Genomic DNA, 25,584 nt, shown 5'->3' with positions numbered 1-25,584 from the left:
TTAAAGAATTAAATTATTTGTATACTATTAAAAATTAAATTGTGCTTGTAATCTTAATAAATTTCCTTGTTGTCTGTTGTTTTTCAAAGCGCTATCTTCAAAAGCTCTATCAGAAATAACCCATTCTGCTACTAGTTCAAATGCTTTGAATGGTTGCCATTCTAATCCAAGTTCATAATCTCTTACTACATAACTTCTGGCATCTTTTTCAAATTTCTTCCCTCCATTATAATATTGAAACTTTGCAAAAGGATATAAAAATTGTTTTCTTGGTAAATCCCATTTGTAGTTTAAGGTAACGTAACCACCCTCTAAATGAGATTCTTCAACCGTGTTCGTTAATTTATCATATCTTGGGCCTCTTCCTATATTATATTCTGCTTGAATTCCGAAGGGTTTTGGATAAACTACTAACGAAGCTGCTATTCTTTGGTCTAGAGTATTCTCTTTGTTTTCCGTCTTTACTCCTGCTGATAATTCACTCCCAAAAGCCCATCTCCCAGTGTATGCTTGAATTCCTGGTTCGATAATTTGATTTCCAATAGCAAAAGGATATGAAACCCTAGTTACAACATGCAAGTTTCTATTGGCTTCTGTTTTATTAGCCGTTTGTCCATTATAGGCTCCAAAGGCAAAAACACCATAATCGCCAGACCCCTTGTAACCATCTTTTACTAACATAGCAAAACGCTCTCTTATTTTACTAGGTGCCCAATAGAAAAACGCTCCTAAATCACGTTCGTTTGCAACGGCGCTATTCAATCCGTCATTTCTATCTAAAGTCAAACGGTTTTGGCTAGATTGCAAATTTTCGAAACCAAAAGGCACTTTACTTTGACCAATTCTAATTCTATATTCTTTCTTTTTATCGAATGATACATCTACATAGGCATCTCTAAGTTGTGCAAAATTATTTACTCCAGTAGATGGTGAACTAGCAAAATCTGGTTGGATATAAAAATACACGTTCGGGTGCACTTGTCCTGAAAAAACAATACGAGCACGTCTTATAAAAAATCCATCATTAGCTTTTGCATCTGGTGCTGTCGAGGTTGTTCCCCAAGATTTATCACACTGATCACAAGACACTTTATCATTTGTAGACAAAAGACCGTTGTAACGTACTTGTGCATATCCTCTCACAGATATACTCTCGTACCAATGTTCTTTTTTTACTATACTTTTTTCTTGATCAATCTTAACTTTATTAATTGAATCTAAGGCATGTAGTACTGCTTTAGTAATTTCGCTTTGCTTAACTTCCTGTGCATTGACACCAATGGTAACTAATAATGCGAATAAGGTTATTCTAATTTTCATCTTTGTAGTTGTGCTGTTTTGTGCTGCAAAGATGAATTGCTAATGTTAAGATATTGTTACTTAAATATTAAGTGTATATAAATTTAATGTTATGAAGGTTTAGCCCTTGTAAACAAAGGGTTTATTTTTAGTTAATTGCTTTTTGAAGTGTAAATGAAAATTCAGACCCTACACGAAATTTACTTTCTACAAATATTCTTTCGTTGTGTGCTTCGATAATATGTTTTACGATAGCCAGGCCAAGCCCAGAGCCACCTTCGGAACGAGCACCACTTTTGTCTACACGATAAAAACGTTCGAAAAGACGTGAAATATTTTGTTTTTCGATTCCTTCTCCGTTGTCTTTTATGTTTATTAAAATTTTGTTATTAATAACCTCTTCAACTCCTATTTCCGTCGAGCCGCCAATTTTTCCGTATTTTATAGAATTCTCAACGAGGTTTGTAACTACTTGTTGTATTTTTTCATAATTCCCTAAAACCATAATGGGTTTATGGTATTTAGCATCAAAAGAAAGCATAATTTCTTTTTTATTTGCTTTCATTTCGAGCAAATCGAATACACCCTGAATTAGACTTATGATATCAAAATTAGTCATTTCGATTCTGCCTTCGGATATTTCTAATTTTGCAATTGTATCTAAATCTTCTACAATATAAATGAGTCGCTCTACTCCTTTTTCGGCACGTTCTAAGTATTTTTTACGGATAACTTTATCTTTCATCGCGCCGTCTAACAAGGTCGAAATATAACCTTGCACAGTAAATAATGGTGTTTTTAGTTCGTGCGAAACATTTCCTAGAAACTCTCGTCTAAACTCTTCACGATCATTAAGTGTTTCTATTTCTCGTTTCTTTTCGGTTGCAAATTGTTGTACTTGAGTCGTAATTTGAGACAAATCGCTATTTATAGGCTGATTTAAGATCGAATTTGTATCTAAAAAAGAAATCTCTTCGTATAATTTTTTAACCCTTTGGTATATAAATTTTTCTGTACGATATTGCATCGCAAAAAGAGAGAAAACATAAATTGAAATACTAAAAACTGAAGTTACTAAAATTAAATTATTAGTTTCAAATTTTACGAAAAAATAGCCTAACAAACAAACAAATCCTGTTGCAAAAAGGGTTATATATAATGCTGATATTACAGCAAATTTGTATGTTTTTTTGAAATTAAAATTCATTATATCTCAAATTTATAGCCTATCCCTTTTGTGGTTTTAAAATATTCGTCGCCAATTTTTTCTCGTAATTTTCTGATGTGAACATCGATGGTTCTTCCGCCCACTACGACTTCGGTTCCCCAAACTTTATCGAGTATTTCTTCTCTTTTGAAAACTTTTCCAGGTTTTGAGGCTAACAAATAAAATAGTTCAAATTCTTTTCGAGGTAAAATAATTTCAATACCGTCTTTTATTATTTTGTATTCTTCTCGATTTATTTCTATTTCCCCTACATTTAGCGTTTCACTTTTCGGGTTTTCGTCGTCTTTTAATCTTCGTAATAAAGCTTTTACTTTACTAACCAATAATTTTGGCTTTATGGGTTTGGCAATATAGTCATCGGCACCAGCATCAAAACCTGCTACTTGCGAATAATCTTCGTTTCTAGCAGTAAGAAAAGTAATGATAACATTGTTTAATTCTGGCACTTTTCTAATAATTTCGCAAGCTTCCATACCGTCCATTTCTGGCATCATAACATCCATAATAATAAGATGTGGATTGTATTTTTTTGCGCTCTGAACTGCTTCTTTTCCGTTTTCGGCAGTAAAAATTTGATATCCTTCTTGCGACAAATTATAACCTACTATTTCTAATACATCTGGTTCGTCATCGACAAGTAAAATTCTTATTTCTTTCTTTTTCATATTGAAAATTAGCTTTTTTATGATGCAAATGTAAATCTATTTTAAACTAAAAAAATCAAGGTTACACAAATTTAATATAGTAACATTAAGTTAACAAATATAAAACAAAATCGTAATAATCCTGTAACACAGACTTTACTCAATAGCGTTTCCTTTGCAAAAAATAAATATACAAATACGATGAAATTTTCTATTACTTTTTTACTCCTATTAATTACTACAAGTATCTTTGCCCAAAACGCTACTATATCAGGTTTTGTTTTAGACAAAGATCTGAAAGACGAGCCGCTTCCTTTTGCAAATGTTAATATAAAAGGAACATCATTATATACAACTACTGATATAAACGGAGCATATTCTATTGATGTTCCTAATGGAAATTACGAAATCGTTTTTAGTTTTGTTGGTTACGAATCTAAATCGGTGTTATTTAGTGTTTCCGATAACGAGAAAAAAACAATTAGCCAAAGCATTGGTTCTAGTAGCGTAACAATGGACGATGTAGTTATAAAAGCAACAACAAGTCGCGAAAAAGAAACGGCATTATTACTTGATCAAAAAAAGGCTGTAGAAATAAAGCAAAGTATTGGTGCGCAAGAAATGTCACGAAAAGGGATTAGTACTGTTGAAGCTGGCTTAACAAAAATTACAGGTATTAGCAAGGTTGAATCTCGTGGCCTTTTTGTTCGCGGATTGGAAGAGAGATATAACAATTTGTTAATTAATGATTTACAAGCACCTTCTAACAGTCCTTTCAAAAAAATAATTCCATTAGATTTGTTTCCAACAGATATTGTTGGGGTTTTAAATGTTTATAAAACTTTCAATCCTAACATTTCGGGCGATTTTGCTGGAGCAACCATAAATATTGAAACCGCACAACCAAGAACTAGTATTACAAAATTAACGACTGGTTTTGGCTACACAACAGGAAATAATAATGAAGATTTCCTTATCTCTGAAGACGCAAATACAACGCAAGGTTTTTTAGGTTTTTTAGGAAAAGACAGGAAATTATCTTCTGCTTTTGGAAATGTCCCATCTGGCGTAAAAATGTCTACCACACAATATGAGGAATCTGCAAAACAAAATTCTTGGAACACCACTAAGACAACAAGCCCTATAAATAATAGTTTGAGCTTTTTGCACGCAGAAAAATTTAGCTTAAATAACGAAAGAAGTTTAAATTATATATTCTCTTTCAATGGAGATAACAAATACCAAATTAGAGATGGAATTGCAAGAACCTTCAACCAAGGACAAGGTAATTATGATAACAATCTTAGATTTACAAACTACAACTACGCGACAAGTTTTTCAGGATTGGTTGGGTTGCGATACAAATCGAAAAGGTTTGGCATTGCATTAAACTCATTTTTACTACGTTCAACATCAAGCATGATAGAGGACCAGTTGGGTTATACTAATAGTTTGTCTACAAACCCAAACATACTAATAAGAGGAAACCAATTTGAAGAATCTAAATATTGGAACAATCAAGTTTTAGTTAATTACGACATTACCGAAGACGGAAAACATAGCGCAAAAGGAGGTTTTTCTTATGTAAAAACTGCTTTCGGACAACCTGACCGTAAGTTTATAACTGGCGAAAAAATAAATGAGACCGATATAAAAACTACTTATGGTGGAAACAATTTAATTCGTCAATTTCTTGACGTATCAGGCGACAGGTATTTTTCAAGTATGTTAGAATATAATCTAAAACTAAAAGAAAACGAAAAGTTGAAGAAAATTTCGATAGGATACAATGGCTTTAATAATGAGGAGATTTCATCATACCGATTTGTTTTTGGAAAACCAATTATAGCAACTTCTTATGTTGTAAATATTAGTGAAATTAACAGCAACATTGCAACCGATGTAAATTCTGGTTTATTAAAATTTACCGAAGAATCTACAGGAGATTACAAATCGAAACTTCACCAAACTGTAAATGCTGGTTATGCAAATGTTTTTTTCAATTTTACCGATAAATGGGAAATAAACGGAGGAGCAAGAGTTGAAAGTTCAATTCGCGAAATTAAGTATCGAGATATTGGAGATTCTTTTACTGACAAATACCGAAAATTAACCAAAGAAAAGTTAGACATATTACCATCGTTAAATATTAAATACCTACTTAACGAGAAAAAAAACATTCGTTTTGCATCGTCAAAAACAATTACAAAACCAACATCAATCGAAGTTTTGCCTATACAGTACGTGAATCCCGACGGAACTGTCGAATTAGGAAATCCAAATCTTGAAAACAGTGACAACTTAAATTTTGATTTAAAATATGAATTATTTCCTAATTCAAAAGAAATGATAGCTTTAGGTGTTTTTGGAAAACAAATTACAAATCCAATAGAAAGAGTATTTATTCCAACAGCAAGTAGTGGCGGACAAATAACTACTTATCAAAACTCTAAACAAGCCACACTTTTTGGAGCAGAATTAGAAATCTTATTACAACTAAACAAAATAAGTTCTTTATTAAATGATTTTTCTTGGGGTTTCAATACTTCATTAATGAAAACAAATGTAGCTGTCGATTTGATTAAAAACCCTTTAGAGAATAATTCTAAAAGAGATTTACAAGGTGCTTCTAATTGGTTAATTAATTCTGATTTGAAATATGATTTCCAGTTTAATGAAGATATGAAAAATACAATTTCTGTAGTATATGGAATATCAGGAAAAAGAATATACGCGGTTGGTACAGCAGGATTAGACCATATTTACGAAAAACCATTTAGCAAATTAGACTTTGTGTGGTCAAGTAAATTATCTAAAAATATTGAAGCAAAATTATCAGTAGATAATATTTTAAATCCATATTTCAAAAGAGAATTAGGAAACGAAAGTAAAGTGAACATTACCGAATCGGACTTAGTACTAAAACAATATAAAAAAGGAACTGGATTTTCTTTAAACATCGGATACACTTTTTAAAATAACACACCTTGAATATATAGTAAAAGCGGTCGTTTCGGCCGCTTTTACTATTTCAATTAACATTCTATTTACAATTGCTTTTTTATATAATAACCATACTATAATACTACCATAACACAAATTAAAAAGCTTGAACATAAATTTGTACCAGATAAATTAAAACAACACAACAATGAAAAAATTAGTATTTAGTTTAGCTTTTTTAAGCTTAATCTTTACAGGTTGCACATCAAGTGATGATGAAACTGTTACTCCAATAACTCCAGCAGGTAGCGGAGAAATTACAGGAGACCAAACTACAAGCAAAACATTTATAAAAGGAAGTTATACTCTAAAAGGTATTGTAAAAATTCAAAATGGAGTAACACTAACTTTCGATGCTGGATCTACCATTACTGCCGATGTTACAAGCGGTGTTGATGCACTCGTTGTATTAAATGGAGGTAAATTAATTATGAATGGTACTGCTGCCGAGCCGATTATATGTACCGAAGTTTCAAGCACACCTGGATCTTGGGGAGGAATTATCATGTATGGAGACGCCCCAATTGTAGGAGCAGCTGGTGTTACAACTGCAACTTCCGAAGACGGATTAGCTTTGCCTTATGGCGGTACAAATGACACACATAATGGTGGTTCTTTAAAATATGTTCGAGTTGAGTATGCTGGTAAAAAAATTACTGATGGAACAAGCGAAATGAATGGTTTCTCATTTTACTCTGTAGGTTCTGGTACTGTATTAGAAAATCTAGTTTCTTATAAAGGAGCTGATGATGGTTACGAATTTTACGGAGGAACAGTAAGTTTGAAAAACTCTATTTCTTACGGAAATTCTGATGACTCTTTTGACTGGCAAGATGGCTGGAAAGGTCAAAACAGTACAAACTGGTACGCTTACCAAGTAGGAACAGGAAATTTTGGTATGGAAATCGAAGCAAAATCAGTTAACAATGCATTCTATCCAGTAGTGTCAAACATTACACTAAAAAGAGCGGCAGGAACAGTTACTGAAGGTGGTACATCAGCAGCCGAATATGATGCCATACAATTTAAAAAACAAGGAAACGGAGAATTTACTAATATAGTAATCTCAGGATATACAACAGCAGGAGCTACAGCTGTACGTATTCAAGATGCAACTACAAATACTGATCAAGTAAATAGCAGCAAGATTAAATTACTTAATGTAAAAATTAACGATGGTACTTCTCAATATGCTGGAGCTGGTACAGTTAGTCCATCATTTGCTCCAGCAAACTACACAATTAGTACTACAGTAGGTGGCGCCTCAATTGCAACTGGGGCTTGGACTGTTGTAAGTGGTGTAAACTTGATTCAATAAGAAAACACAAAATAAATATTCCTAAACCTGCTCAAATTGAGCAGGTTTTTTTTGCAATAAACTTAAATACTAAAGCTTTTATTTAGCAAATTCGTCTTAAAAAAGCATTTCCAATGTTAAGTTTTTATCAATGTTACTAAATTGTTAAGCAAATGTTTTTTTATTGTAAACTTATTCAATACATTCGTAATGTAATTTGTTTAACCTTAAAGACATAAGCTATGAAAAAGTATATGATAATGAGTGCGTTGATTTTATCAGGAGTAATTTTTGCTCAAGAAATTGAACCAAAATATGAAATTGAAGGGAACTTGATAAAAGCTACTTCTTTCTATGAGAATGGTCAGATAAAGCAAGTAGGATTTTACAAAGATGGTAAAGTTCAAGGAAAATGGATTTCATTTTCAGAAGTTGGCGAGAAATTAGCACAAGGTGAATATAACAATGGTGTAAAAACTGGCAAATGGTTTTTTTGGAATCAAAACACATTAAGCGAAGTTGATTACTCTGACAACCGTGTTGCCGAAGTAAAAAAATGGGCTAAAGAATCCTTAGTTCAAAGAAACTAAATAAAATACCAAATCTATCTTTTCTAATTGAAAAGGTTATTTATTCAAAAATGCCGAGATTTTTCAATCTCGGCATTTTTAATTTACAAATAGAATATTTACAACAATGCTTGTTTTAAATCTTCAATTAAATCTTCCGCATCTTCTACTCCTACGCTTAGTCTTACTAAATCGTCCGTAATTCCTATTTCTTTTCTCTTATCTTCTGGGATTGAAGCGTGTGTCATCAATGCTGGATGATTAGCCAATGATTCAACACCACCAAGAGATTCGGCCAATGTAAAGACTTTTACTTTTTCTAAAAACGAAATCGCATCTTCTTTTTTACCTGATTTGAAAGTAAAAGTTACCATACCACCAAAACCACCAATCATTTGCTTTTTAGCAACCTCGTGGTACGGATGCGAAGGCAAACCTGGATAATATACTTTTTCAATTTTTGGATGATTCAACAAAAATTCTGCAATTTTTGTTCCATTTTCGCAATGACGTTGCACACGAAGATGTAATGTTTTTATTCCTCTAAGAACCAAGAAACTGTCCATTGGCCCAAGTGTTGCGCCTGTTGCAAATTGCTGAAAATGCAATTGACTTCCTAATTCTTCATCCTTGACGATTAATGCTCCCGCAATAACATCTGAATGTCCTCCTAAATATTTTGTTGCCGAATGCATTACGATATCCGCTCCTAAATCTAACGGTTTTTGCAAATATGGTGTTGCAAAAGTATTATCGACTGCAAAAAGAATTTTATGTTTTTTTGTGATTTTTGCTATTTCGGCAATATCAGCAATTTTCATCAGTGGATTAGTTGGTGTTTCTACCCAAACTAATTTTGTGTTTTCGTTGATTAATGATTCGAATTTTGCCAAATCATTCATATCTACAAAATGAAATTTGATTCCTGAATTTGCATAAATACGTGTAAACATTCTGTACGTTCCGCCATAAAGATCGTCCATTGCGATGATTTCGTCACCCGCTTTAAACGAACGTAAAACACAATCGGTAGCGGCTAATCCTGACGAAAAAGCCAAACCACGTGTTCCGTTTTCGATACTTGCTAAAGCGTTTTCTAGCGCAGATCTTGTTGGATTTGCGGCACGAGAATATTCGTAATCTGGATTTAATGGTTGTCCCGGACTGGTTTGCACAAAGGTTGATGTTTGATAAACTGGTGGCATTACTGCTCCTGTGCTCGGATCGTGGTGCTGACCACCGTGTATAACTTTTGTATTGAATTTCATCTTATTAATTTTTGAATGGCAAATTTACTTTTTATTCTTAGGAAAATTATGAAGTTTAACGATTTTTTAGCCCTGATAGCAGTGGAAATCCTTTTGTTTTTTTCTTTAAAAAATAAAAGATTGCAACGGATAGCAGGAATAGCTCCTAAATAAATTTCTTAATCTGCATCATGATTCCTGTATGCAATGCTTCGTGGTAATTATTAAATTCTACTGCGGATTTTGCGTTTTTGATGGTAAAACCTACGCCTGTTGTGAATTCCATATATTCATCGAAAATGTCGTTTGCAAAATCTTCTTTTGTTTGTTCTAAAGTTGAAAATAACAGTTTTTTTATTTCATCTACTTCTTCTTGCTTAATTTCTCTTTCTGGTTTTGTTCCTTTTTTGTAAGTATCGACCATTTCGTCCGAAATCATCATACCTAATCCAGACAATTTGTAAACCAACATTTGCTGTACGGTTACGATATGACCAATATTCCAAATAATATTGTTGGCAAATCCTTCTGGGATTTTATTTAATTGTGCTAAAGAATGGTTTTCTAGAAACTGTAATAATAGGTTTCTACTGGTTTTGTTAATTTCAAAAGTTGATTGCATGGGTTTTATTTATAAAATTATAAAATCTTCGGTTTTTGGAAATGAATTCATGACCTGCTGAACAATTTCCGGTGTCGGCTGCGCCAATTTTCTCAATTTCGTGTCCATCCAAGCTCCATCAATAGTTAAAATTGCGCAAATTGCTCCTTCACCATTCCTTAACTCGTGAATGATGGTCCATCGGGAAGCATCCTCTTTCAGTTTTCCGACTTTGGTACTGATTAAAATCGTATCGCCCAAACGAATTTCTTTTCGAAAAACACATTCTTCTCGAAAGATTATTGGACCAAAATGTTGTTGTTGCATGATTTTCATCGTTAAACCCTGTTGTTCCAGAATCTCAATACGATGCTGGGCACCAAAATCGTAAAACACACTATGACGCATATGAAAATTCGGGTCTAAATCCGACCACCGAATGGAAATTTCTTTTGTAAAAACACTCATTGCTTGTAAAGTTTATTCAAAAATACTGAGAAAAATTAATATCTGTACTTCGATTGCATTTAAATTGAATCTATTTTGACTAAAACCGTATTTTTGCAAATGAAATTGATAAAAACCCAAATAATGGACAAAATATATTATCTCGCTTCTTGCGACACGTGCCGAAAAATTATAAAAACTTTACCTAATGCGAATAAATTAACTTACATAGATATTCGTCAGAATCCAATTTCGGAAGCAGATTTAGAAGAAATGTACCAACTTTCGGGAAGTTATGAAGCACTTTTCAGTAAGAAAGCCCAATTATACAAATCGATGGATTTGAAAAACAAAAATCTAACCGAAGCTGATTATAAAAAATATCTTTTGGAACATTACACCTTTTTGAGTCGCCCAGTCGTTATTCTTAATAATGAAATTTACATTGGAAACACACAACCCAACATTCTGAAGTTAACGAAAGCCATGACAAGTGTCTAAAAGAAATCTCGCGCTTATTGGCGCAACAATTGTCTCTATAATATACGGTGTAACCTTTACGATTGCTAAAGATGTTATGCCAAAATACATAGATGCTTTTGGCTTTATTTTACTTCGAGTTGGCGGTACAACCTTACTTTTTTGGATAATTTCTTTGTTTATTAAAACAGAAAAAATCGAAAAAGGGGATTTCCCTAGAATTATAGCCGCTGCATTTTTTGGCGTGGCACTCAACATGCTTACTTTTTTTAAAGGATTAAGTTACACATCGCCCATTATGGGAGCCGTAATCATGGTTACAACGCCCATGATTGTGTTAGTTTTGTCTGCTGTTTTGATAAAAGAAAGAATGAAAACCAGAAAAATTCTAGGTATTATCTTAGGATTAGCAGGAACATTATTTCTCATTTTGTACGGAAAATCGATGAATAATGCCCCAAAAGCAGGTTTGGGAAATTTATTGGTTTTTATCAACGCTGTTTCTTACGGATTTTATCTGATTATCGTTAAAAAATTAATGGATAAATACAGCGCTTTCTCGTTTGTAAAATGGATTTATCTGTTTGGTTATTTAATGGTTTTACCTTTCGGATTCAATGAATTCCAAGCTGTAAATTGGTCGAATGTTCCTATTGACATTTTTTGGAAAATAGGTTTTGTCGTGATATTTTCAACTTTCTTGACTTATTTATTGAATTTACTTTCTATGAAAGAACTCAAACCTACAACAGTTGCCGTTTTCATTTATTTACAACCTTTATTCGCAACAATTTTTGCCATTGGTTTAGGAAAAGACGAATTGAATGCAATAAAAATAGGTTCTGCAATATTGATTTTTTCGGGCGTTTATCTCGTAACTCAGAAGAAATCCTAAATCCTAAATCCTAAAATCCTAAATTTTCAATACATTTGTAGCTATTACAATTTTATATATGATACAATCCATGACCGGTTTTGGGAAAGCTTCTTTGCAATTACCAACAAAAAAAATAACAGTCGAAGTAAAATCTTTAAACAGTAAAGGTTTAGATTTAAATACAAGAATGCCATCAGTGTACCGTGAGATGGAATTGGGTTTACGCAACCAAATCGCACAACAATTAGAACGAGGAAAAATCGATTTTTCGTTATTTATCGAAGTGACTGGCGAAGAAACATCGACCAAAGTAAATGCTCCAATCGTAAAAGCATATATTAGTCAAATGCGTGCTATTTTAGCTGATGCTGATGAAACTGAACTAATGAAAATGGCAGTCAGAATGCCTGATGCATTAAAAACAGAACGTGACGAAATAGACGAAAACGAGTGGAAAGAAATTCAGAAAGTAATCGTTGAAGCATTAAATAACATATTAAATTTTCGTCAAGCGGAAGGATTATCTTTAGAAAAAGAATTCTCGTTACGAATAGCTAATATTCGCCAGTATTTAAGCGATGCTATTGCATTAGATCCAGAAAGAATTCAAAACATAAAAGACAAATTACAAACAGCAATTACCGAACTAAAAGTAAATGTTGATGAAAACAGATTCGAGCAAGAACTCATTTATTATTTAGAAAAGCTAGATGTAACCGAAGAAAGAGTTCGTCTAAACAACCATTTAGATTACTTTTTGGAAACTATTGCTGGGAGCGAAGCTAACGGAAGAAAATTAGGATTCATTACCCAAGAAATGGGAAGAGAAATAAATACATTAGGTTCAAAATCTAACCATGCTGGAATGCAAAAATTGGTGGTAATGATGAAAGATGAGTTGGAAAAAATTAAAGAACAGGTTTTAAACGTTCTTTAGATAAATAGATTTATATGAATTCAATTTTAATTGATACCAAAAACTCACTTTACGATCAATGCAGTTTTGAATTATCAAATATTGAAATCGAAAAAGAAAGTTCAGAATACTCTGCACATCGATTTGAGATTAATAATCTAAAAGTTTTGTTTCGTCAAGCAAAAATTACGCCAACTAAAGTTGGTCAATTTGTAACTTTATGGAAACGAAAAAAAGATAAAGATCCTATTGAACCTTTCGAAATTACTGATACTATTGATTTATTTGTAATAAATGTAAAAACAGAAAAACGATTTGGTCAATTCGTGTTTCCAAAATCAGTTTTAATAGAAAAAGGAATTGTCTCAGACAAAAAAGAAGGAAAGAGAGCCATTCGAGTTTATCCTCCTTGGGATAAAACAGAAAACAAACAGGCTCAAAAAACGCAAAAATGGCAATTGGCTTATTTTTTAGAAATTCCTTTTGATAAAATAATAAATATTAATCAAGCTAAAACACTTTATTTTCAATAGACCGTAAATAAAAAACATACAATGAACAAAGGCAAATTACTCGTATTCTCAGCCCCGTCAGGCTCTGGAAAAACAACCATAGTTAGGCATTTATTAAAACAAGAAGATTTAAACTTAGAATTTTCTGTTTCTTGTACGACTCGTGAAGCCAGAGGCGAAGAAGTAAACGGAAAAGATTATTATTTTATTTCGCTCGAAGATTTCAAAAAACACATCAAAGCCGAGGAATTTGTAGAATGGGAAGAAGTATACCGTGATAATTTTTACGGAACACTAAAAAGCGAAGTCGAACGAATTTGGGCAAAAGGAAAAAATGTGATTTTTGATATTGATGTTTCTGGCGGATTGCGAATAAAATCAAAATTTCAAGAAGAAACATTAGCCGTTTTTGTGAAACCACCAAGTATTGATGAGTTGAAAATTCGTCTCAAAAAACGCTCTACCGAAAGCGAAGAAAAAATAAATATGCGTATTGCAAAAGCATCGGTCGAACTAGCAACAGCTCCACAATTTGACAAAATCATCAAAAATTATGATTTAGATGTCGCAAAAGTAGATGCTTATGAATTGGTTAAAGCTTTTCTGAATAATTAATACCTCAAAAACTATCCATTGGCAAATTAAAATTTATAACATTTCTTCATTGATTTGTCATATTTGTTTTTGTAAATTTGCATCGATTTAAAAAACCATTAAAATGAAACCAGATTTATTCCAATCTCCTGATTATTACTTATTAGACGACTTATTGTCTGACGAACATAAATTAGTGCGTGACTCAGCTCGTGCATGGGTTAAGAAAGAAGTATCTCCAATTATTGAAGAATATGCTCAAAAAGCAGAATTTCCAAAACAACTTGTAAAAGGTTTGGCGGAAATTGGTGGTTTTGGACCATATATTCCTGTAGAATATGGCGGTGCTGGATTAGACCAAATTTCTTACGGATTAATCATGCAAGAAATTGAGCGTGGTGATTCAGGTGTTCGTTCTACTTCATCAGTACAATCTTCTTTAGTGATGTATCCAATTTGGAAATACGGAAACGAAGAACAAAGAATGCGTTTTTTACCAAAATTAGCTACCGGAGAATTCATTGGTTGTTTCGGATTGACAGAACCAAACTACGGATCTGATCCAGGAAGCATGATTACCAACTTTAAAGACATGGGCGACCATTATTTATTGAACGGTGCTAAAATGTGGATTTCGAATGCACCATTTGCTGATATTGCAGTAGTTTGGGCAAAAGACGAAACAGGAAGAATTCACGGATTAATCGTAGAAAGAGGAATGGAAGGGTTTACCACTCCAGAAACACATAACAAATGGTCACTAAGAGCTTCTTCGACTGGAGAATTAATTTTTGACAATGTAAAAGTTCCTAAAACCAACTTATTACCTAACAAATCTGGATTAGGAGCGCCACTTGGTTGTCTTGATTCAGCGCGTTACGGAATCGCTTGGGGAGCAATTGGAGCTGCTATGGATTGTTATGATACGGCTTTGCGTTATGCAAAAGAGCGTATTCAGTTTGACAAACCAATTGCTGGAACACAATTGCAACAAAAGAAATTAGCTGAAATGATTACCGAAATCACCAAAGCACAATTACTAACTTGGAGACTTGGAGTTTTGAGAAATGAAGGAAGAGCAACTTCTGCACAAATCTCGATGGCAAAAAGAAACAACGTAGACATGGCAATACATATTGCTCGTGAAGCACGTCAAATGTTAGGCGGAATGGGAATTACTGGAGAATATTCAATCATGCGTCACATGATGAATTTAGAATCTGTAATTACTTATGAAGGAACTCACGATATTCACTTACTAATTACAGGTATGGATATTACTGGAATTGCAGCTTTCAAATAAGATAAAAAAATACATTAAAATAAAAACCCAACTTTTCAGTTGGGTTTTTATTTTGCCACAACTTTTTCAGAATTGAAATTTATTATAATTATACAATCTATCATTCTATTGTTCCTCAACTTTTTATAATTGTTGTGGAACAATGTGTTTTTATCATCGCAAGACACGAAGTAGATTGGTGCAGTAATCTAACTGAATTTAGTGATTGTGTAGGAGTTTTTTTATTGGTAAGTTTGGGAATCATATAATAGAAGTTATTTAAGTATGGATAAATATAGTAAAGTAGTTGAGGAACTAATTCAATTTAGAAATGATAGAGAGTGGGAACAGTTTCATGATTCTAAAAACTTAGCATTAGCAATATCTATTGAAGCTGCGGAATTAAACGAACTTTTTTTATGGAAAAAAGAAGAAGAGGTTGAAAATATTAATAAAGACCGTTTAAAAGAAGAACTTGCTGATATACTTTCTTTTTCTTTTTTACTTGCCGAAAAACATAATTTAGATGTCTTTGACATTATTTCTGAGAAAATTAAAAATAACGCACTCAAATATCCGGTTGATAAAGCCAAAGGAACTGCTAAAAAATACAACGAATTATGAGTGTATCGTTCGAATTATCTATAGAAGTTTCGGAACAATATGACTTTAATAAAGACTCATTACATAAAATAGAACAAAATACTTGGGTAAGAAACCAATGGCCTTTGGTTTATTTTATTCAAAATGATACTGAACGAGTTGCTTATGTAGGTGAATCGACAAATGCTTCCAGTAGAATTAAAAATCATTTAGCTAATCCAAAAAAAGCCAGTGTTTTTAATAAAATATCAATTATCGGGAGTGATAAATTCAACAAATCAGCGACTTTAGATATTGAATCTAATTTAATACAATACATCACTTCAGAAGGAACTTATCAGCTTCAAAATGGGAATTATGGGCTAATCAATCATAATTATTATCAACAAGATTTATACAAAGACCTTTTTAAAGAAATATGGAATCAACTTATTGATAAGAAAATTGTCAGTAAGTCACTTTCAGAAATTGAAAATTCTGAACTCTTTAAATACTCTCCTTATAAATCCCTTAATGAAGACCAATATGCCTCTGTACTTGATATTCTGGATGGATTGTGTGCAAAAGAATCCAATCGGATATTTATTAAAGGAAGTGCAGGTACTGGCAAAACAATACTCGCAACGTATTTAATAAAGTTATTGTATTCTGATGTTTCAGATTCTATTTTAGAAGAATTTAATGACGATGAATTAAAAGAAATAAACTATATCAGGACATTTCAATCCAAATATCCTAATGCTAAAATTGGATTGGTTATCGCGATGACGTCTTTAAGAGAGTCATTGCAAGCCGTTTTTAAAAAAATACCAGGATTAAAATCTTCTATGATTATTAATCCATCGGAAACCTTTAAATTAAATCAAAAATATGATTTATTGATTGTGGATGAATCCCATAGATTACGACAATATAAAAATATCAGTTGGATGGGAGCTTTCCGAAAAAACAATCAAAAACTAGGTTTAGATGATACTGGTAATGAATTGGATTGGATTCTTGCCAACAGTAAAAATCAGATTTTCTTTTATGATTCAGCACAATCAGTTAAACCATCGGATATTAATGAAAATCATTTTGATGAATTATTGGGAGATTACAACACATTAAAACTTCAATTGACTTCCCAAATGCGAGTGCTCGGTGGTACTAATTATATTTCTTTTGTAGACCAACTGCTTCATGTGACAAGAAATGCAACGACTATTTTTAAAATTAAAGGTTATGAATTATTAATCTTTGATTCCCTACAAGATTTATATAATGAATTAGGAGAAAGAGAAGAGCAAAATGGATTAAGTAGGTTAGTAGCTGGTTATTCATGGCCATGGGCATCTAAAATTAATAAAGATGCTATTGATATTGAAATAGAAGGATTGCAATTCCAGTGGAATCAAACGGATAAAGATTGGATTAATTCACCCAACGCTTTCAAAGAAATTGGCTGTATTCATACTACACAAGGATATGATTTAAATTATACTGGAGTTATTTTTGGTAGAGAAATTAATTATAATAAGTCGACTGGAAAAATAGAAATAGATCCTAAACTTTATTTTGACCAAAATGGAAAAAAGGGAATTCCTAATAAAGATGACCTCAAGGCGTATATAATCAATATTTATAAAACTATCATGTATAGAGGTATTAAAGGAACCTTTATCTATGCCTGTAATAAAGAACTTCGCGATTATTTAAAAGAAAATATAGAAACTTACAAAAAGGAAATACCTTTTAGAATTTTACCTTTTGAAGAAGTCAAGCCTTACGTTAATTCCGTTCCTCTAGTAGATATAACTGCTGCTGCGGGAAATTTTAGTAATTTACAAATTCATTCTGATTTTGATTGGATTGAATTGCCTTTTAGTGTAAGTGCGAAAGAAGGTTATTTTGTCTGTCAAGTGATTGGAGAGTCTATGAATAAAATCATTCCAAATGGCTCTTATTGTTTGTTTAAAAAGGATTTTGGAGGTTCAAGAGAAGGCAAAATCGTATTGGTTGAAAGTACAGCGATTCAAGACGCAGATTTTGGTTCTGGCTATACTGTGAAAGAATATCATAGTAAAAAAGATGTTGAAAATGATTTATGGAGTCATCAGTCGATTACTTTAAAACCATTGTCAAATGATTTAGAATATGTAGCAATTGAATTGGAAGAAGATGAATTGAGCAGTTTGAAGGTTGTTGGGATTTTTGAGCGTATTTTATAAAAAAATTAGGCAACCAAAAAATAAAACTATCGTTACAACAAGAAGCGGAGTGGGAAGAGTATTTTACCACCGAAGCCACGAAACTAAAGGCAATAAAAACCCAAATAACCACCACTGACAAAGCTATTGATGCGATGGTTTATGAGTTGTATGGGTTAACACCAGATGAAATAAAAATTGTAGAAAATTAGAACCCGTTGGGAAAATTAGCCCTCGCAGGGTTTTAAACCCTGCGAGGGTTGAGGAAGTTCAAAAAGTTAAAACTAAAAAAAACCAAAATGGAAGCAAAAGTTCCTCTTACTCACGGAAGCTATTACCACATATACAATAGAGGAAATAACGGAATAGATGTGTTTTTAGAAACCGAAAACTATTACCATTTTCTACGTTTGTACGCGAAATATATCGAGCCTATTGCCGAAACGTACGCTTGGTGTTTGCTAAAAAATCATTTTCATATCTTAGTAAGAATAAAAGATAAATCCGAAATTATAGAGAGTGAACTAACTTACAGCACTACCGAAAAACCTAAGGTTATTGAAGCATCGAGACAATTTTCGCATTTTTTTAATTCCTATACTCAAGCTATCAACAAACGACACCATAGAACGGGAAGTTTGTTCGAAAAAAACTTTGAACGCAAATTAGTTACCTCAGAAAAATATTTTCAACAACTCATTTTTTATATCCATAACAATCCTGTTCATCACGGCTTTGTTAAACAAATGAATTTATATCCTTGGTCGTCTTATGAAACAATAGTTTCCAACAAACCAACTATGCTAAAAAGAAATGAAGTAGTTGCATTATTTGGTGATCAAGAGAATTTTATTTACTATCACAATCAGCAACAAAACACGAATGAAATTAATGATTTGATAATTGAAATTTAGACCTTTAACCCTCTCAGGGTTTTGTAATTTTGCGAGGGTTGCAAAACAAAAAAGCTTCTCAAATTGAGAAGCTTTTTTTGTGCGGATAATAGGACTCGAACCTACACGCCTTGCGGCACCAGATCCTAAGTCTGGCATGTCTACCAATTTCACCATATCCGCGAAATTTGTGAGTGCAAATATAAACATAATTTTGAATTATAGATTATGAATTATGAATTTTTTTATTGTATTTTTGATAGATAATATTAAAAATCAATCCCCAACATAAATCATAATATTTAAATCATTGATTTTTAGAATTTTAATTTTAAATCTCCAATTTCAATTAATAAAGAATGAATACTATAAAACAATACGTACAAGAAAATAAACAACGTTTCATAGACGAATTAATCGAATTATTAAAGATCCCTTCTGTAAGTGCTGACGCAGCTTATTCTAAAGATGTTATTAGAACTTCTGAAGCTGTAAAAATAAGCCTCGAAAAAGCAGGTTGCCAGTTTGTCGAAATTTGCGAAACACCAGGTTATCCAATCGTTTTTGGAGAACACATTATCGATGAAAATTTACCAACTGTTTTAGTTTACGGACATTATGATGTGCAACCAGCCGATCCTATCGAATTGTGGACATCGCCTCCTTTTGAACCAGTAATTAAAACAACCGATATTCATCCTGAAGGTGCTATTTTTGCTCGTGGATCTTGCGATGACAAAGGACAAATGTATATGCACGTTAAGGCTTTCGAATACATGATTGCTAACAATAATTTGCCTTGCAATGTCAAATTTATGATTGAAGGTGAAGAAGAAGTTGGTTCAAAAAGTTTAAGTTGGTTCGTAGAGCGCAACCAAGAAAAATTGTCTTGCGATGTTATTCTAATTTCAGATACTGGAATGATTTCTAACCAACAACCATCTATCACAACAGGTTTGCGCGGATTAAGTTACGTTGAAGTAGAAGTTACAGGTCCAAACAGAGATTTGCACTCTGGATTATATGGTGGCGCAGTGGCTAATCCTATCAATGTTTTAGCAAAAATGATTGCTTCGCTTCATGATGAAAATAACCATATTACTATTCCTGGTTTCTATGATAATGTAGAAGAATTATCATTAGAAGAAAGAGCTGAAATGGCAAAAGCACCATTCAATTTAGATAATTATAAGAAAGCACTTGACCTAAACGACATTTATGGAGAAAAAGGTTATGTCACTAACGAAAGAAACTCTATCCGACCAACATTAGACGTAAACGGAATTTGGGGCGGATACACAGGCGAAGGTGCAAAAACCGTTATTGCAAGCCAAGCTTTTGCAAAAATATCGATGCGATTGGTTCCTAATCAGGATTGGGAGCATATTACAGAATTATTTACCAAACATTTCGAAAGCATTGCTCCGTCAGGTGTTACTGTCAAAGTAAAACCGCATCACGGTGGTCAAGGTTACGTTACTCCTATCGATAGTATTGGTTACAAAGCCGCAAATATGGCTTACACCGAAACTTTTGGAGTTCCTGCCATTCCTGTTCGTTCTGGTGGAAGTATTCCGATTGTAGCCTTGTTCGAAAAAGAACTAAAAAGCAAAACAATACTGATGGGATTTGGTTTAGATAGCGATGCAATTCACTCACCAAACGAACATTTCGGAATTTTTAACTACCTAAAAGGAATTGAAACCATTCCGTTATTTTACAAGTATTTTGTAGAATTAAGCAAATAATCACAAAATACTTTGAGCAAAAAAAAGTTTATCTCAGAAGTTTTCAAATCAGGAGGAACTATTGGTGCTTTGTCACCAAGTTCCTCTTTTCTTGCCGAAAAAATGCTGAAACCTATCCATTTTGATACTGCAAATTGCATTGTTGAATACGGCGCTGGAACTGGGATTTTTACCCATAAATTATTAGAAAAAATGAATTCGAATGCTATATTATTAGCATTCGAAATCAATACTTCATTTTACGAAGAGTTAACAAAAATTGAAGACAAGAGATTAGTTGTTATTAATGACAGTGCCGAAAAAATAGAACATTATTTAGATATTAACCATCAAAAGAAAGCAGATTACGTGATTTCTTCGCTTCCATTTGCTATGATTCCGGATCAAGTGGTCGATGTGATTCTGAAAAATTCATTCGAAGTACTGTCGGAAAAAGGGAAGTTCATTCAATTTCAATATTCATTAAATGCTTTGTCGAAACTAAAATCTATTTACAGAAAGGTGAATATTAATTTTACCTTTTTGAATCTTCCTCCAGCATTTATATTTGATTGTAGTAAATAAAACAAGCTAAATATTTGGGTGTGGCAAATAAAACCACACCCAATTTATTTTTATTTCTGTAAACCAACAACCGAGCGATAAATATAATCGGAATGAATTTTAGAGAAATATTTATTCATTTTTTTGTCAAATTCATCTCTTGATTTCTCGTCTTTCCATTGTGCTTTAAACAATTCATCGTCTTTGGCAAATGCTTTTTCTATATCTCCAAGATTATCGACAACATAAACTTCAATAAAGTCAGTACTATTAGAGCCCCAAGCATGTCTGTACGGATAATAGGCTTTAATAAAATCGTTTTTATTTGTAACGGCATCGATAAATTGTTTGTTTAGATCCCCAAATTCTTTCTCTGTACCATCTTTTGGATACGCAAAATTGCCTTTCCTAACGTAATAAATCATTTCTTTGTCAGCTATTTTACCCATCTTTTTTGACCCTACCATCGTTTCATATATTTCGTCCGAATGATGGTTGTCATAAAAACTACTTCGTTTTTCAAAAAACTCTTTTCGTTTTTTCTCATCTGGCCAAGCCAATTTTTCTAATTCTTGATTACGAATCCAAGATTTGTCTATAGCAGACCAATTTTCATATAAGGTAACAAAAATTATCTCAGTATTATCTTCCGTAAAATAGTGTGAGACAACATTTGAGCCTATAATAAGTTCATTTTTGTTTGTAACCTTATCAAAATATTCCTTCTCGATTGCCTTCCATTCGTCTTGAGATAAATCATCCTTTTGGGTATTCCTATGCATCGTTGTTGCGGTCAAATAATAGATCTTTTCTATCTGAGAAACGACCGAATTACTACACATAAAGAAGAAAAGCACTGCTAAAAATCTGTAATGAATTGTTTTCATGATTTCAAAAATTAACGTTTTTAATTTGTAGGAATTTAATTAAAATCTGAGGAGGTTAATTTTGAAGGAAATCAAGTACAAATATATGAAATAAATTTTAACATATTACTAATCAGTCAATTAAATTAATCTAACAGACTAAATAATTTAAAATTAAAGTGTAAAACTTAAAAAAAATATTAATCTAAATATAACAATATTAAAAAATTGGCGCTAAATTTGTATATCATCAATCAAATCAAAATCAATCATGTTAAAACGTTTTTTTATTCTGTGCTCCGGCGCAGATGAGGATTTACTTTCCTCTTGTTCCGAAGGCGAACAAACCAAGTATGTGGGCATCGGGGCAACGGTTTTCTTTACCGCAATCATGGCATTTATCGCCAGTAGTTATGCCCTTTTTACTGTTTTCGACAGTATTTACCCTTCCGTTTCTTTTGGTATTGTATGGGCTTTTCTTATTTTTAATCTCGACCGATTTATCGTTTCTACCATTAGAAAACGGGACCGATTATGGAACGAATTCTTGCAAGCAACACCGCGAATTATTTTGGCTATGATTATTGCCATCGTAATTTCAAAACCATTAGAAATTAAAATCTTCGAAAAGGAAATAAATACCGTTTTACTTAAAGAAAAAAACCAATTGGCTATGGCCAATAAAAAGCAGGTATCTGATTATTTTAAATCCGATTTAGAAAAAAACAAATCTGAAATAGATAGTTTGAAATCTCAACTTTCGAAGAAAGAAAAAGAGGTAAATACTTATTACGAAACCTATATTTCCGAAGCCGAAGGAACTGCTGGCACCAAAAAACTAGGAAAAGGCCCTGTTTTTAAAGAAAAAATTGCCAAACACGATTTAGCCAAAAAAGAATTGGATACTTTACAAAAAACCAATTTAGTAAAAATTGCCGAAAAAGAGAAAAAAGCAAAAATTCTGCAAGCTGATTTAGACAAAAAAATAACCGAAACACAACCCATTATTGATAGTTTTGATGGCTTGATGGCGCGAATAAACGCCTTAGGAAAATTACCTTGGCTTCCTTCCTTTTTTATTATGCTATTATTTTTAGCAATTGAAACCTCTCCAATTATTGCTAAAATGTTATCTCCAAAAGGAGAATACGATTACAAATTAGAAGATAACGAAACAGCGCTAAAAACACATATCGAACAAAATAATCACCAACGAAATCTTCAAAAACAAACTGACGCTTCGATTTATGATAAAATTTATGCCGATATAAAAGAAGAAAAAGACCTTTATGAATACAAGAAAAAAGGCGCTATCGAACTATTGAAACTACAATCTGATAGTTATGTTGAAAAACAGAAAAGCGTGATGTAAATCAATAAAAAAAAGCCAAAATTTAATTTTTGGCTTTTTTTATGAGGCATAATTTATTTTACATATAACCTAAAATCTCTTTTTTATATGTATCATATTCTCCTTGAAGAATCAATCCGTTATCGAGAAGTTTTTTGTAATTCTGTAATTTTTCAAACAATTCGTCTTGTGATAAATCCGCTAATGTTTTCTCGGTAGAAGTTGTGTTTACTGATTCAGGAACCGGCTCAGAATAAGTTGGAATTACTGGCATAATTTCGGCAAAATTAGTTACTTCTTCCGTTTCAAATTCTTCAATAATTTCTTCTTCGTAAGGAATAGTATCTAAAACGGGAATAGGCTCTTCTTCGATAATTTCTTCAACAATTGAAGTAATAATAACCGGATTTTTTAGCAAATCCATTTGTTCTTTTGCAAAAGTGTGCAATTTTCGAGCTTGATTTTTAGGAATATAATCGATGCTAATAACCAATTCTGTTTTAGTCGAAAAAGAAAATTCAGATCCTAAAATATTTTCTTTTACAAAAGCACCTGCAATATCGTCCCAATCGTAATCTACGAAATCCATAGACAAACCTAGGTTTTTAGGCTTGCAGATAATGATTCTCTTGTTCGTCATTACGATACTATCAGGAAAAATAGTTACCGCTGGTTTTTTTTGCACACCAATGTAACCTACTTCCTCGTTTTTCATTAATAAAGATTCCAATTTTGCTGTAATTTTTTCTATAGCTTTTGGATCTTGGTCTTCGTTTAGTATTTTCTTTAAATTATCGATCATGTTGTTTTAATAATTTTTATAATTATTGAAATATGAATCAAAAGTAATGCCTTTTCTTAAGATTCGTTTATTTCGTTTTGAATTTTTTTAGTCAAACTTTTAAAGACCAAATCGTATGAATGATTTATCAATTCGTATAGCATTTTATTGGGAACGTCTTTATTCAAACTAATAGTATTCCAATGCACTTTACTCATGTGATAACCTGGACTAATGGCTTCATATTCCGCCCGAAGTTCGAGTGCTTTTTCGGGATCACATTTCAAATTCAACGAAGGATTTCCACTTTCAAATTCTTTCAATGAAGCCAAACAAAACATTTTCCCACCAACTTTAAACACCAATGTATCTTCATCGAAAGGAAAATGTTCGGTAACTCCTTTTTTAGATTGGCAAAATTCATATAATTGTTGAATATTCATGTTTCTATTTTATAATTTTTTCCATCATTTTTTCTGGTGTTGCCAAAGCATTGAATCCGAATTTTTTATACAAAAAATGTGCATCGGAAGTTGCCAATCGCCAAATTTTGACTTCTTTCAACTTTGGTTCATTCATCATGCTTTCTATAAGAATCGACGAATAACCTTTTCCTCGATGTTCTTCAGTTATAAAAACATCCATAACATAAGCAAAAACAACATAATCGGTAATCACTCGACAGAAACCTATTTGATTGTCATCGAGATAAATTCCGAAGCAAAAAGAACTATCAATCGTGGTTTGAACTTCTTCAATTGTTCTTCCTGCCGCCCAATACACGTCTTTCAGAAAATTTTGAAGGAACGGAACATTTAGTTTATTTTTATCGGTAGAAACGGTAATCATGTTTTATACAAAATGGGTTTACTAGGACTGGCATCATTCTCAAACGACGCAATCTGTAGGTTTAGTATATAACTTCCGTCAAGTATTGAATTGTCTACAAAAATCAGTTCGGTAATCGTGCAATTTAGTCTTGCATCTTCATTTAGATCATTGACATTTTTTACATTCCAAAAGGCTTTGTGTGCCAATAATTTTCCTTCGTCTTCTTCCCGATCTACACTTGGCAAATCGATTAACAAATGTTGAATTCCGATTTCTCGAATAAAAACCGCAGCATCTTCAGCCAAATACGGCGGATTAGTATGTGAATATTTTTTGTGTTTTTTATCTTCTATATTGGGTAATGTTCGGATAACAATTGCTTCTGGCGTTTTATTATTTAAAGCATTTTCGATTTGTTCTTTGGTAATAACCAAATCACCATTGATACTTTTTGGTTCGACCGAAACCAATTCAGCAGTAAAGAAAAACTGTTTCAAACACTGATTAATGCTATAAAAATCTCGCGTAATGTGTCCTAAGCACTCGGTATGTGTTCCGTGCCCGTGTGGATTAAAAGATATATTATTAAAATTTGTCGATGATTTTCCTTCCGAAACTTTTCCTATCCAATCGCCTACTTTTACAGGTTCTATTTCGGGTTTGTCGAGATACCAAGCGATAGGATTTTCGTCCGTATTGGTTAACGGAATGGAAATATCAATGGGTTTTGATAAATCGATTTCTTGATTGTTGATGAGTGCTTTCATATTTTTTTAACCGCAA

The 25,584-nt window shown here is 32.5% G+C and carries 26 protein-coding genes and 1 tRNA gene; 15 read left to right on the top strand and 12 right to left on the bottom strand.

All coding sequences use genetic code 11. From position 1 onward, the window contains the following. Positions 1-27 precede the first annotated feature (27 nt). From BM053_RS08545 to BM053_RS08535, 3 genes are all read right to left on the bottom strand, one after another. Positions 28-1,320: a porin gene (locus tag BM053_RS08545; protein ID WP_091476352.1), complete on the bottom strand. Its 1,293-nt coding sequence runs from the start codon at positions 1,318-1,320 to the stop codon at positions 28-30. Between the two features lie 127 nt (positions 1,321-1,447). Then, positions 1,448-2,506 (bottom strand): sensor histidine kinase, encoded by a 1,059-nt coding sequence (locus tag BM053_RS08540; protein ID WP_091476349.1) that lies wholly within the window; start codon positions 2,504-2,506, stop codon positions 1,448-1,450. Beyond that, complete coding sequence (locus BM053_RS08535) at positions 2,506-3,192, bottom strand: response regulator transcription factor (protein ID WP_091476346.1); 687 nt, start codon at positions 3,190-3,192, stop codon at positions 2,506-2,508. The genes BM053_RS08540 and BM053_RS08535 overlap by 1 nt, the downstream gene beginning before the upstream one ends. A gap of 180 nt (positions 3,193-3,372) precedes the next feature. On the opposite strand from BM053_RS08535, the gene BM053_RS08530 reads away from it, so the two are divergent. The 3 genes from BM053_RS08530 (at position 3,373) to BM053_RS08520 (ending at position 8,061) form a co-directional block, all read left to right on the top strand. Continuing rightward, complete coding sequence (locus tag BM053_RS08530; RefSeq protein ID WP_091476344.1) at positions 3,373-6,147, top strand: TonB-dependent receptor; 2,775 nt, start codon at positions 3,373-3,375, stop codon at positions 6,145-6,147. Positions 6,148-6,322: 175 nt separating this feature from the next. Next, positions 6,323-7,492 carry a hypothetical protein gene (locus BM053_RS08525; RefSeq protein WP_091476340.1) on the top strand — a complete coding sequence of 390 codons (1,170 nt, stop codon included), beginning with the start codon at positions 6,323-6,325 and terminating at the stop codon, positions 7,490-7,492. Positions 7,493-7,713: 221 nt separating this feature from the next. Beyond that, on the top strand, positions 7,714-8,061 hold the full coding sequence (locus BM053_RS08520) for a toxin-antitoxin system YwqK family antitoxin (protein WP_091476337.1): 348 nt from the start codon (positions 7,714-7,716) through the stop codon (positions 8,059-8,061). 98 nt (positions 8,062-8,159) lie between these two features. On the opposite strand, the gene BM053_RS08515 is transcribed toward BM053_RS08520, so the two are convergent. The 3 genes from BM053_RS08515 to BM053_RS08505 all read right to left on the bottom strand — a co-directional run bounded on the left by BM053_RS08515 (position 8,160) and on the right by BM053_RS08505 (position 10,356). Then, complete coding sequence (locus BM053_RS08515) at positions 8,160-9,308, bottom strand: cystathionine gamma-synthase (protein ID WP_091476334.1); 1,149 nt, start codon at positions 9,306-9,308, stop codon at positions 8,160-8,162. Between the two features lie 145 nt (positions 9,309-9,453). Then, positions 9,454-9,909 carry a DinB family protein gene (locus tag BM053_RS08510; RefSeq protein WP_091476331.1) on the bottom strand — a complete coding sequence of 152 codons (456 nt, stop codon included), beginning with the start codon at positions 9,907-9,909 and terminating at the stop codon, positions 9,454-9,456. A gap of 9 nt (positions 9,910-9,918) precedes the next feature. Then, positions 9,919-10,356 (bottom strand): acyl-CoA thioesterase, encoded by a 438-nt coding sequence (locus BM053_RS08505; RefSeq protein ID WP_091476327.1) that lies wholly within the window; start codon positions 10,354-10,356, stop codon positions 9,919-9,921. A gap of 123 nt (positions 10,357-10,479) precedes the next feature. On the opposite strand from BM053_RS08505, the gene BM053_RS08500 reads away from it, so the two are divergent. The 9 genes from BM053_RS08500 to BM053_RS08460 all read left to right on the top strand — a co-directional run bounded on the left by BM053_RS08500 (position 10,480) and on the right by BM053_RS08460 (position 18,702). Then, positions 10,480-10,836: an arsenate reductase family protein gene (locus tag BM053_RS08500; protein WP_091476324.1), complete on the top strand. Its 357-nt coding sequence runs from the start codon at positions 10,480-10,482 to the stop codon at positions 10,834-10,836. After that, a complete protein-coding gene (locus BM053_RS08495) occupies positions 10,829-11,710 on the top strand; it encodes a DMT family transporter (RefSeq protein ID WP_091476321.1) in 882 nt (293 codons plus the stop codon). The genes BM053_RS08500 and BM053_RS08495 overlap by 8 nt, the downstream gene beginning before the upstream one ends. Positions 11,711-11,768: 58 nt before the next feature. Next, the gene (locus BM053_RS08490; RefSeq protein ID WP_091476319.1) at positions 11,769-12,629 is read left to right on the top strand and encodes a YicC/YloC family endoribonuclease; all 861 of its coding nucleotides are present in this window, start codon (positions 11,769-11,771) and stop codon (positions 12,627-12,629) included. Positions 12,630-12,643: 14 nt separating this feature from the next. Continuing rightward, a complete protein-coding gene (locus BM053_RS08485) occupies positions 12,644-13,141 on the top strand; it encodes a MepB family protein (RefSeq protein WP_091476316.1) in 498 nt (165 codons plus the stop codon). A gap of 21 nt (positions 13,142-13,162) precedes the next feature. Further along, positions 13,163-13,735, top strand: coding sequence for a guanylate kinase (gene gmk, locus BM053_RS08480; RefSeq protein ID WP_091476312.1), 573 nt, complete (start codon positions 13,163-13,165; stop codon positions 13,733-13,735). 103 nt (positions 13,736-13,838) lie between these two features. Beyond that, a complete protein-coding gene (locus BM053_RS08475; protein ID WP_091476309.1) occupies positions 13,839-15,017 on the top strand; it encodes an acyl-CoA dehydrogenase family protein in 1,179 nt (392 codons plus the stop codon). Between the two features lie 264 nt (positions 15,018-15,281). Then, positions 15,282-15,620: a nucleotide pyrophosphohydrolase gene (locus BM053_RS08470; protein ID WP_091476306.1), complete on the top strand. Its 339-nt coding sequence runs from the start codon at positions 15,282-15,284 to the stop codon at positions 15,618-15,620. Continuing rightward, a complete protein-coding gene (locus BM053_RS08465; RefSeq protein ID WP_091476302.1) occupies positions 15,617-17,809 on the top strand; it encodes a DNA/RNA helicase domain-containing protein in 2,193 nt (730 codons plus the stop codon). The genes BM053_RS08470 and BM053_RS08465 overlap by 4 nt, the downstream gene beginning before the upstream one ends. 278 nt (positions 17,810-18,087) lie before the next feature. Next, positions 18,088-18,702 (top strand): hypothetical protein, encoded by a 615-nt coding sequence (locus BM053_RS08460; RefSeq protein WP_091476299.1) that lies wholly within the window; start codon positions 18,088-18,090, stop codon positions 18,700-18,702. Positions 18,703-18,782: 80 nt separating this feature from the next. Here the strand turns inward: BM053_RS08460 and BM053_RS08455 are convergent. Continuing rightward, positions 18,783-18,864, bottom strand: a tRNA-Leu gene (locus tag BM053_RS08455). A gap of 176 nt (positions 18,865-19,040) precedes the next feature. Between BM053_RS08455 and BM053_RS08450 the strand changes: the two genes are divergently transcribed. Both BM053_RS08450 and BM053_RS08445 read left to right on the top strand, forming a co-directional pair. Next, complete coding sequence (locus BM053_RS08450; protein WP_091476296.1) at positions 19,041-20,429, top strand: dipeptidase; 1,389 nt, start codon at positions 19,041-19,043, stop codon at positions 20,427-20,429. Between the two features lie 12 nt (positions 20,430-20,441). Beyond that, positions 20,442-20,993: a class I SAM-dependent methyltransferase gene (locus BM053_RS08445; protein WP_091476294.1), complete on the top strand. Its 552-nt coding sequence runs from the start codon at positions 20,442-20,444 to the stop codon at positions 20,991-20,993. A 50-nt stretch (positions 20,994-21,043) separates the two neighbouring features. On the opposite strand, the gene BM053_RS08440 is transcribed toward BM053_RS08445, so the two are convergent. Next, the gene (locus tag BM053_RS08440) at positions 21,044-21,859 is read right to left on the bottom strand and encodes a hypothetical protein (protein WP_091476291.1); all 816 of its coding nucleotides are present in this window, start codon (positions 21,857-21,859) and stop codon (positions 21,044-21,046) included. Between the two features lie 250 nt (positions 21,860-22,109). On the opposite strand from BM053_RS08440, the gene BM053_RS08435 reads away from it, so the two are divergent. Continuing rightward, the gene (locus BM053_RS08435; protein ID WP_091476288.1) at positions 22,110-23,210 is read left to right on the top strand and encodes a DUF4407 domain-containing protein; all 1,101 of its coding nucleotides are present in this window, start codon (positions 22,110-22,112) and stop codon (positions 23,208-23,210) included. Between the two features lie 58 nt (positions 23,211-23,268). On the opposite strand, the gene BM053_RS08430 is transcribed toward BM053_RS08435, so the two are convergent. Genes BM053_RS08430 through BM053_RS08415 form a run of 4 tightly spaced genes read right to left on the bottom strand, consistent with a single transcriptional unit; the run spans position 23,269 to position 25,568 of the window. Next, complete coding sequence (locus tag BM053_RS08430; protein ID WP_091476285.1) at positions 23,269-23,991, bottom strand: PH domain-containing protein; 723 nt, start codon at positions 23,989-23,991, stop codon at positions 23,269-23,271. 56 nt (positions 23,992-24,047) lie between these two features. Beyond that, positions 24,048-24,413, bottom strand: a complete 366-nt coding sequence (locus BM053_RS08425; RefSeq protein ID WP_091476283.1) for an MmcQ/YjbR family DNA-binding protein — start codon at positions 24,411-24,413, stop codon at positions 24,048-24,050. A 4-nt stretch (positions 24,414-24,417) separates the two neighbouring features. Then, positions 24,418-24,819 (bottom strand): GNAT family N-acetyltransferase, encoded by a 402-nt coding sequence (locus tag BM053_RS08420; protein ID WP_091476281.1) that lies wholly within the window; start codon positions 24,817-24,819, stop codon positions 24,418-24,420. Further along, a complete protein-coding gene (locus BM053_RS08415; RefSeq protein ID WP_091476279.1) occupies positions 24,816-25,568 on the bottom strand; it encodes a cyclase family protein in 753 nt (250 codons plus the stop codon). Before BM053_RS08415 ends, BM053_RS08420 begins: the two co-directional genes overlap by 4 nt. Positions 25,569-25,584: the final 16 nt, after the last annotated feature.

Source organism: Flavobacterium swingsii (assembly GCF_900111965.1).
Taxonomy (GTDB): domain Bacteria; phylum Bacteroidota; class Bacteroidia; order Flavobacteriales; family Flavobacteriaceae; genus Flavobacterium; species Flavobacterium swingsii.
This window is presented reverse-complemented; position numbering and strand designations above follow the sequence as displayed.

What these genes read in the sequence shown, in the direction of transcription:
- BM053_RS08425 (WP_091476283.1), bottom strand. Translation starts at nt 24,413, where the DNA reads ATGAATATTCAACAATTATATGAATTTTGCCAATCTAAAAAAGGAGTT.
- BM053_RS08530 (WP_091476344.1), top strand. Translation starts at nt 3,373, where the DNA reads ATGAAATTTTCTATTACTTTTTTACTCCTATTAATTACTACAAGTATC.
- BM053_RS08545 (WP_091476352.1), bottom strand. Translation starts at nt 1,320, where the DNA reads ATGAAAATTAGAATAACCTTATTCGCATTATTAGTTACCATTGGTGTC.
- BM053_RS08440 (WP_091476291.1), bottom strand. Translation starts at nt 21,859, where the DNA reads ATGAAAACAATTCATTACAGATTTTTAGCAGTGCTTTTCTTCTTTATG.
- BM053_RS08485 (WP_091476316.1), top strand. Translation starts at nt 12,644, where the DNA reads ATGAATTCAATTTTAATTGATACCAAAAACTCACTTTACGATCAATGC.
- BM053_RS08465 (WP_091476302.1), top strand. Translation starts at nt 15,617, where the DNA reads ATGAGTGTATCGTTCGAATTATCTATAGAAGTTTCGGAACAATATGAC.
- BM053_RS08415 (WP_091476279.1), bottom strand. Translation starts at nt 25,568, where the DNA reads ATGAAAGCACTCATCAACAATCAAGAAATCGATTTATCAAAACCCATT.
- BM053_RS08460 (WP_091476299.1), top strand. Translation starts at nt 18,088, where the DNA reads ATGGAAGCAAAAGTTCCTCTTACTCACGGAAGCTATTACCACATATAC.
- BM053_RS08420 (WP_091476281.1), bottom strand. Translation starts at nt 24,819, where the DNA reads ATGATTACCGTTTCTACCGATAAAAATAAACTAAATGTTCCGTTCCTT.
- BM053_RS08490 (WP_091476319.1), top strand. Translation starts at nt 11,769, where the DNA reads ATGATACAATCCATGACCGGTTTTGGGAAAGCTTCTTTGCAATTACCA.
- BM053_RS08450 (WP_091476296.1), top strand. Translation starts at nt 19,041, where the DNA reads ATGAATACTATAAAACAATACGTACAAGAAAATAAACAACGTTTCATA.
- BM053_RS08540 (WP_091476349.1), bottom strand. Translation starts at nt 2,506, where the DNA reads ATGAATTTTAATTTCAAAAAAACATACAAATTTGCTGTAATATCAGCA.
- BM053_RS08510 (WP_091476331.1), bottom strand. Translation starts at nt 9,909, where the DNA reads ATGCAATCAACTTTTGAAATTAACAAAACCAGTAGAAACCTATTATTA.
- BM053_RS08525 (WP_091476340.1), top strand. Translation starts at nt 6,323, where the DNA reads ATGAAAAAATTAGTATTTAGTTTAGCTTTTTTAAGCTTAATCTTTACA.
- BM053_RS08430 (WP_091476285.1), bottom strand. Translation starts at nt 23,991, where the DNA reads ATGATCGATAATTTAAAGAAAATACTAAACGAAGACCAAGATCCAAAA.
- BM053_RS08520 (WP_091476337.1), top strand. Translation starts at nt 7,714, where the DNA reads ATGAAAAAGTATATGATAATGAGTGCGTTGATTTTATCAGGAGTAATT.
- gmk (WP_091476312.1), top strand. Translation starts at nt 13,163, where the DNA reads ATGAACAAAGGCAAATTACTCGTATTCTCAGCCCCGTCAGGCTCTGGA.
- BM053_RS08535 (WP_091476346.1), bottom strand. Translation starts at nt 3,192, where the DNA reads ATGAAAAAGAAAGAAATAAGAATTTTACTTGTCGATGACGAACCAGAT.
- BM053_RS08500 (WP_091476324.1), top strand. Translation starts at nt 10,480, where the DNA reads ATGGACAAAATATATTATCTCGCTTCTTGCGACACGTGCCGAAAAATT.
- BM053_RS08515 (WP_091476334.1), bottom strand. Translation starts at nt 9,308, where the DNA reads ATGAAATTCAATACAAAAGTTATACACGGTGGTCAGCACCACGATCCG.
- BM053_RS08435 (WP_091476288.1), top strand. Translation starts at nt 22,110, where the DNA reads ATGTTAAAACGTTTTTTTATTCTGTGCTCCGGCGCAGATGAGGATTTA.
- BM053_RS08505 (WP_091476327.1), bottom strand. Translation starts at nt 10,356, where the DNA reads ATGAGTGTTTTTACAAAAGAAATTTCCATTCGGTGGTCGGATTTAGAC.
- BM053_RS08475 (WP_091476309.1), top strand. Translation starts at nt 13,839, where the DNA reads ATGAAACCAGATTTATTCCAATCTCCTGATTATTACTTATTAGACGAC.
- BM053_RS08470 (WP_091476306.1), top strand. Translation starts at nt 15,282, where the DNA reads ATGGATAAATATAGTAAAGTAGTTGAGGAACTAATTCAATTTAGAAAT.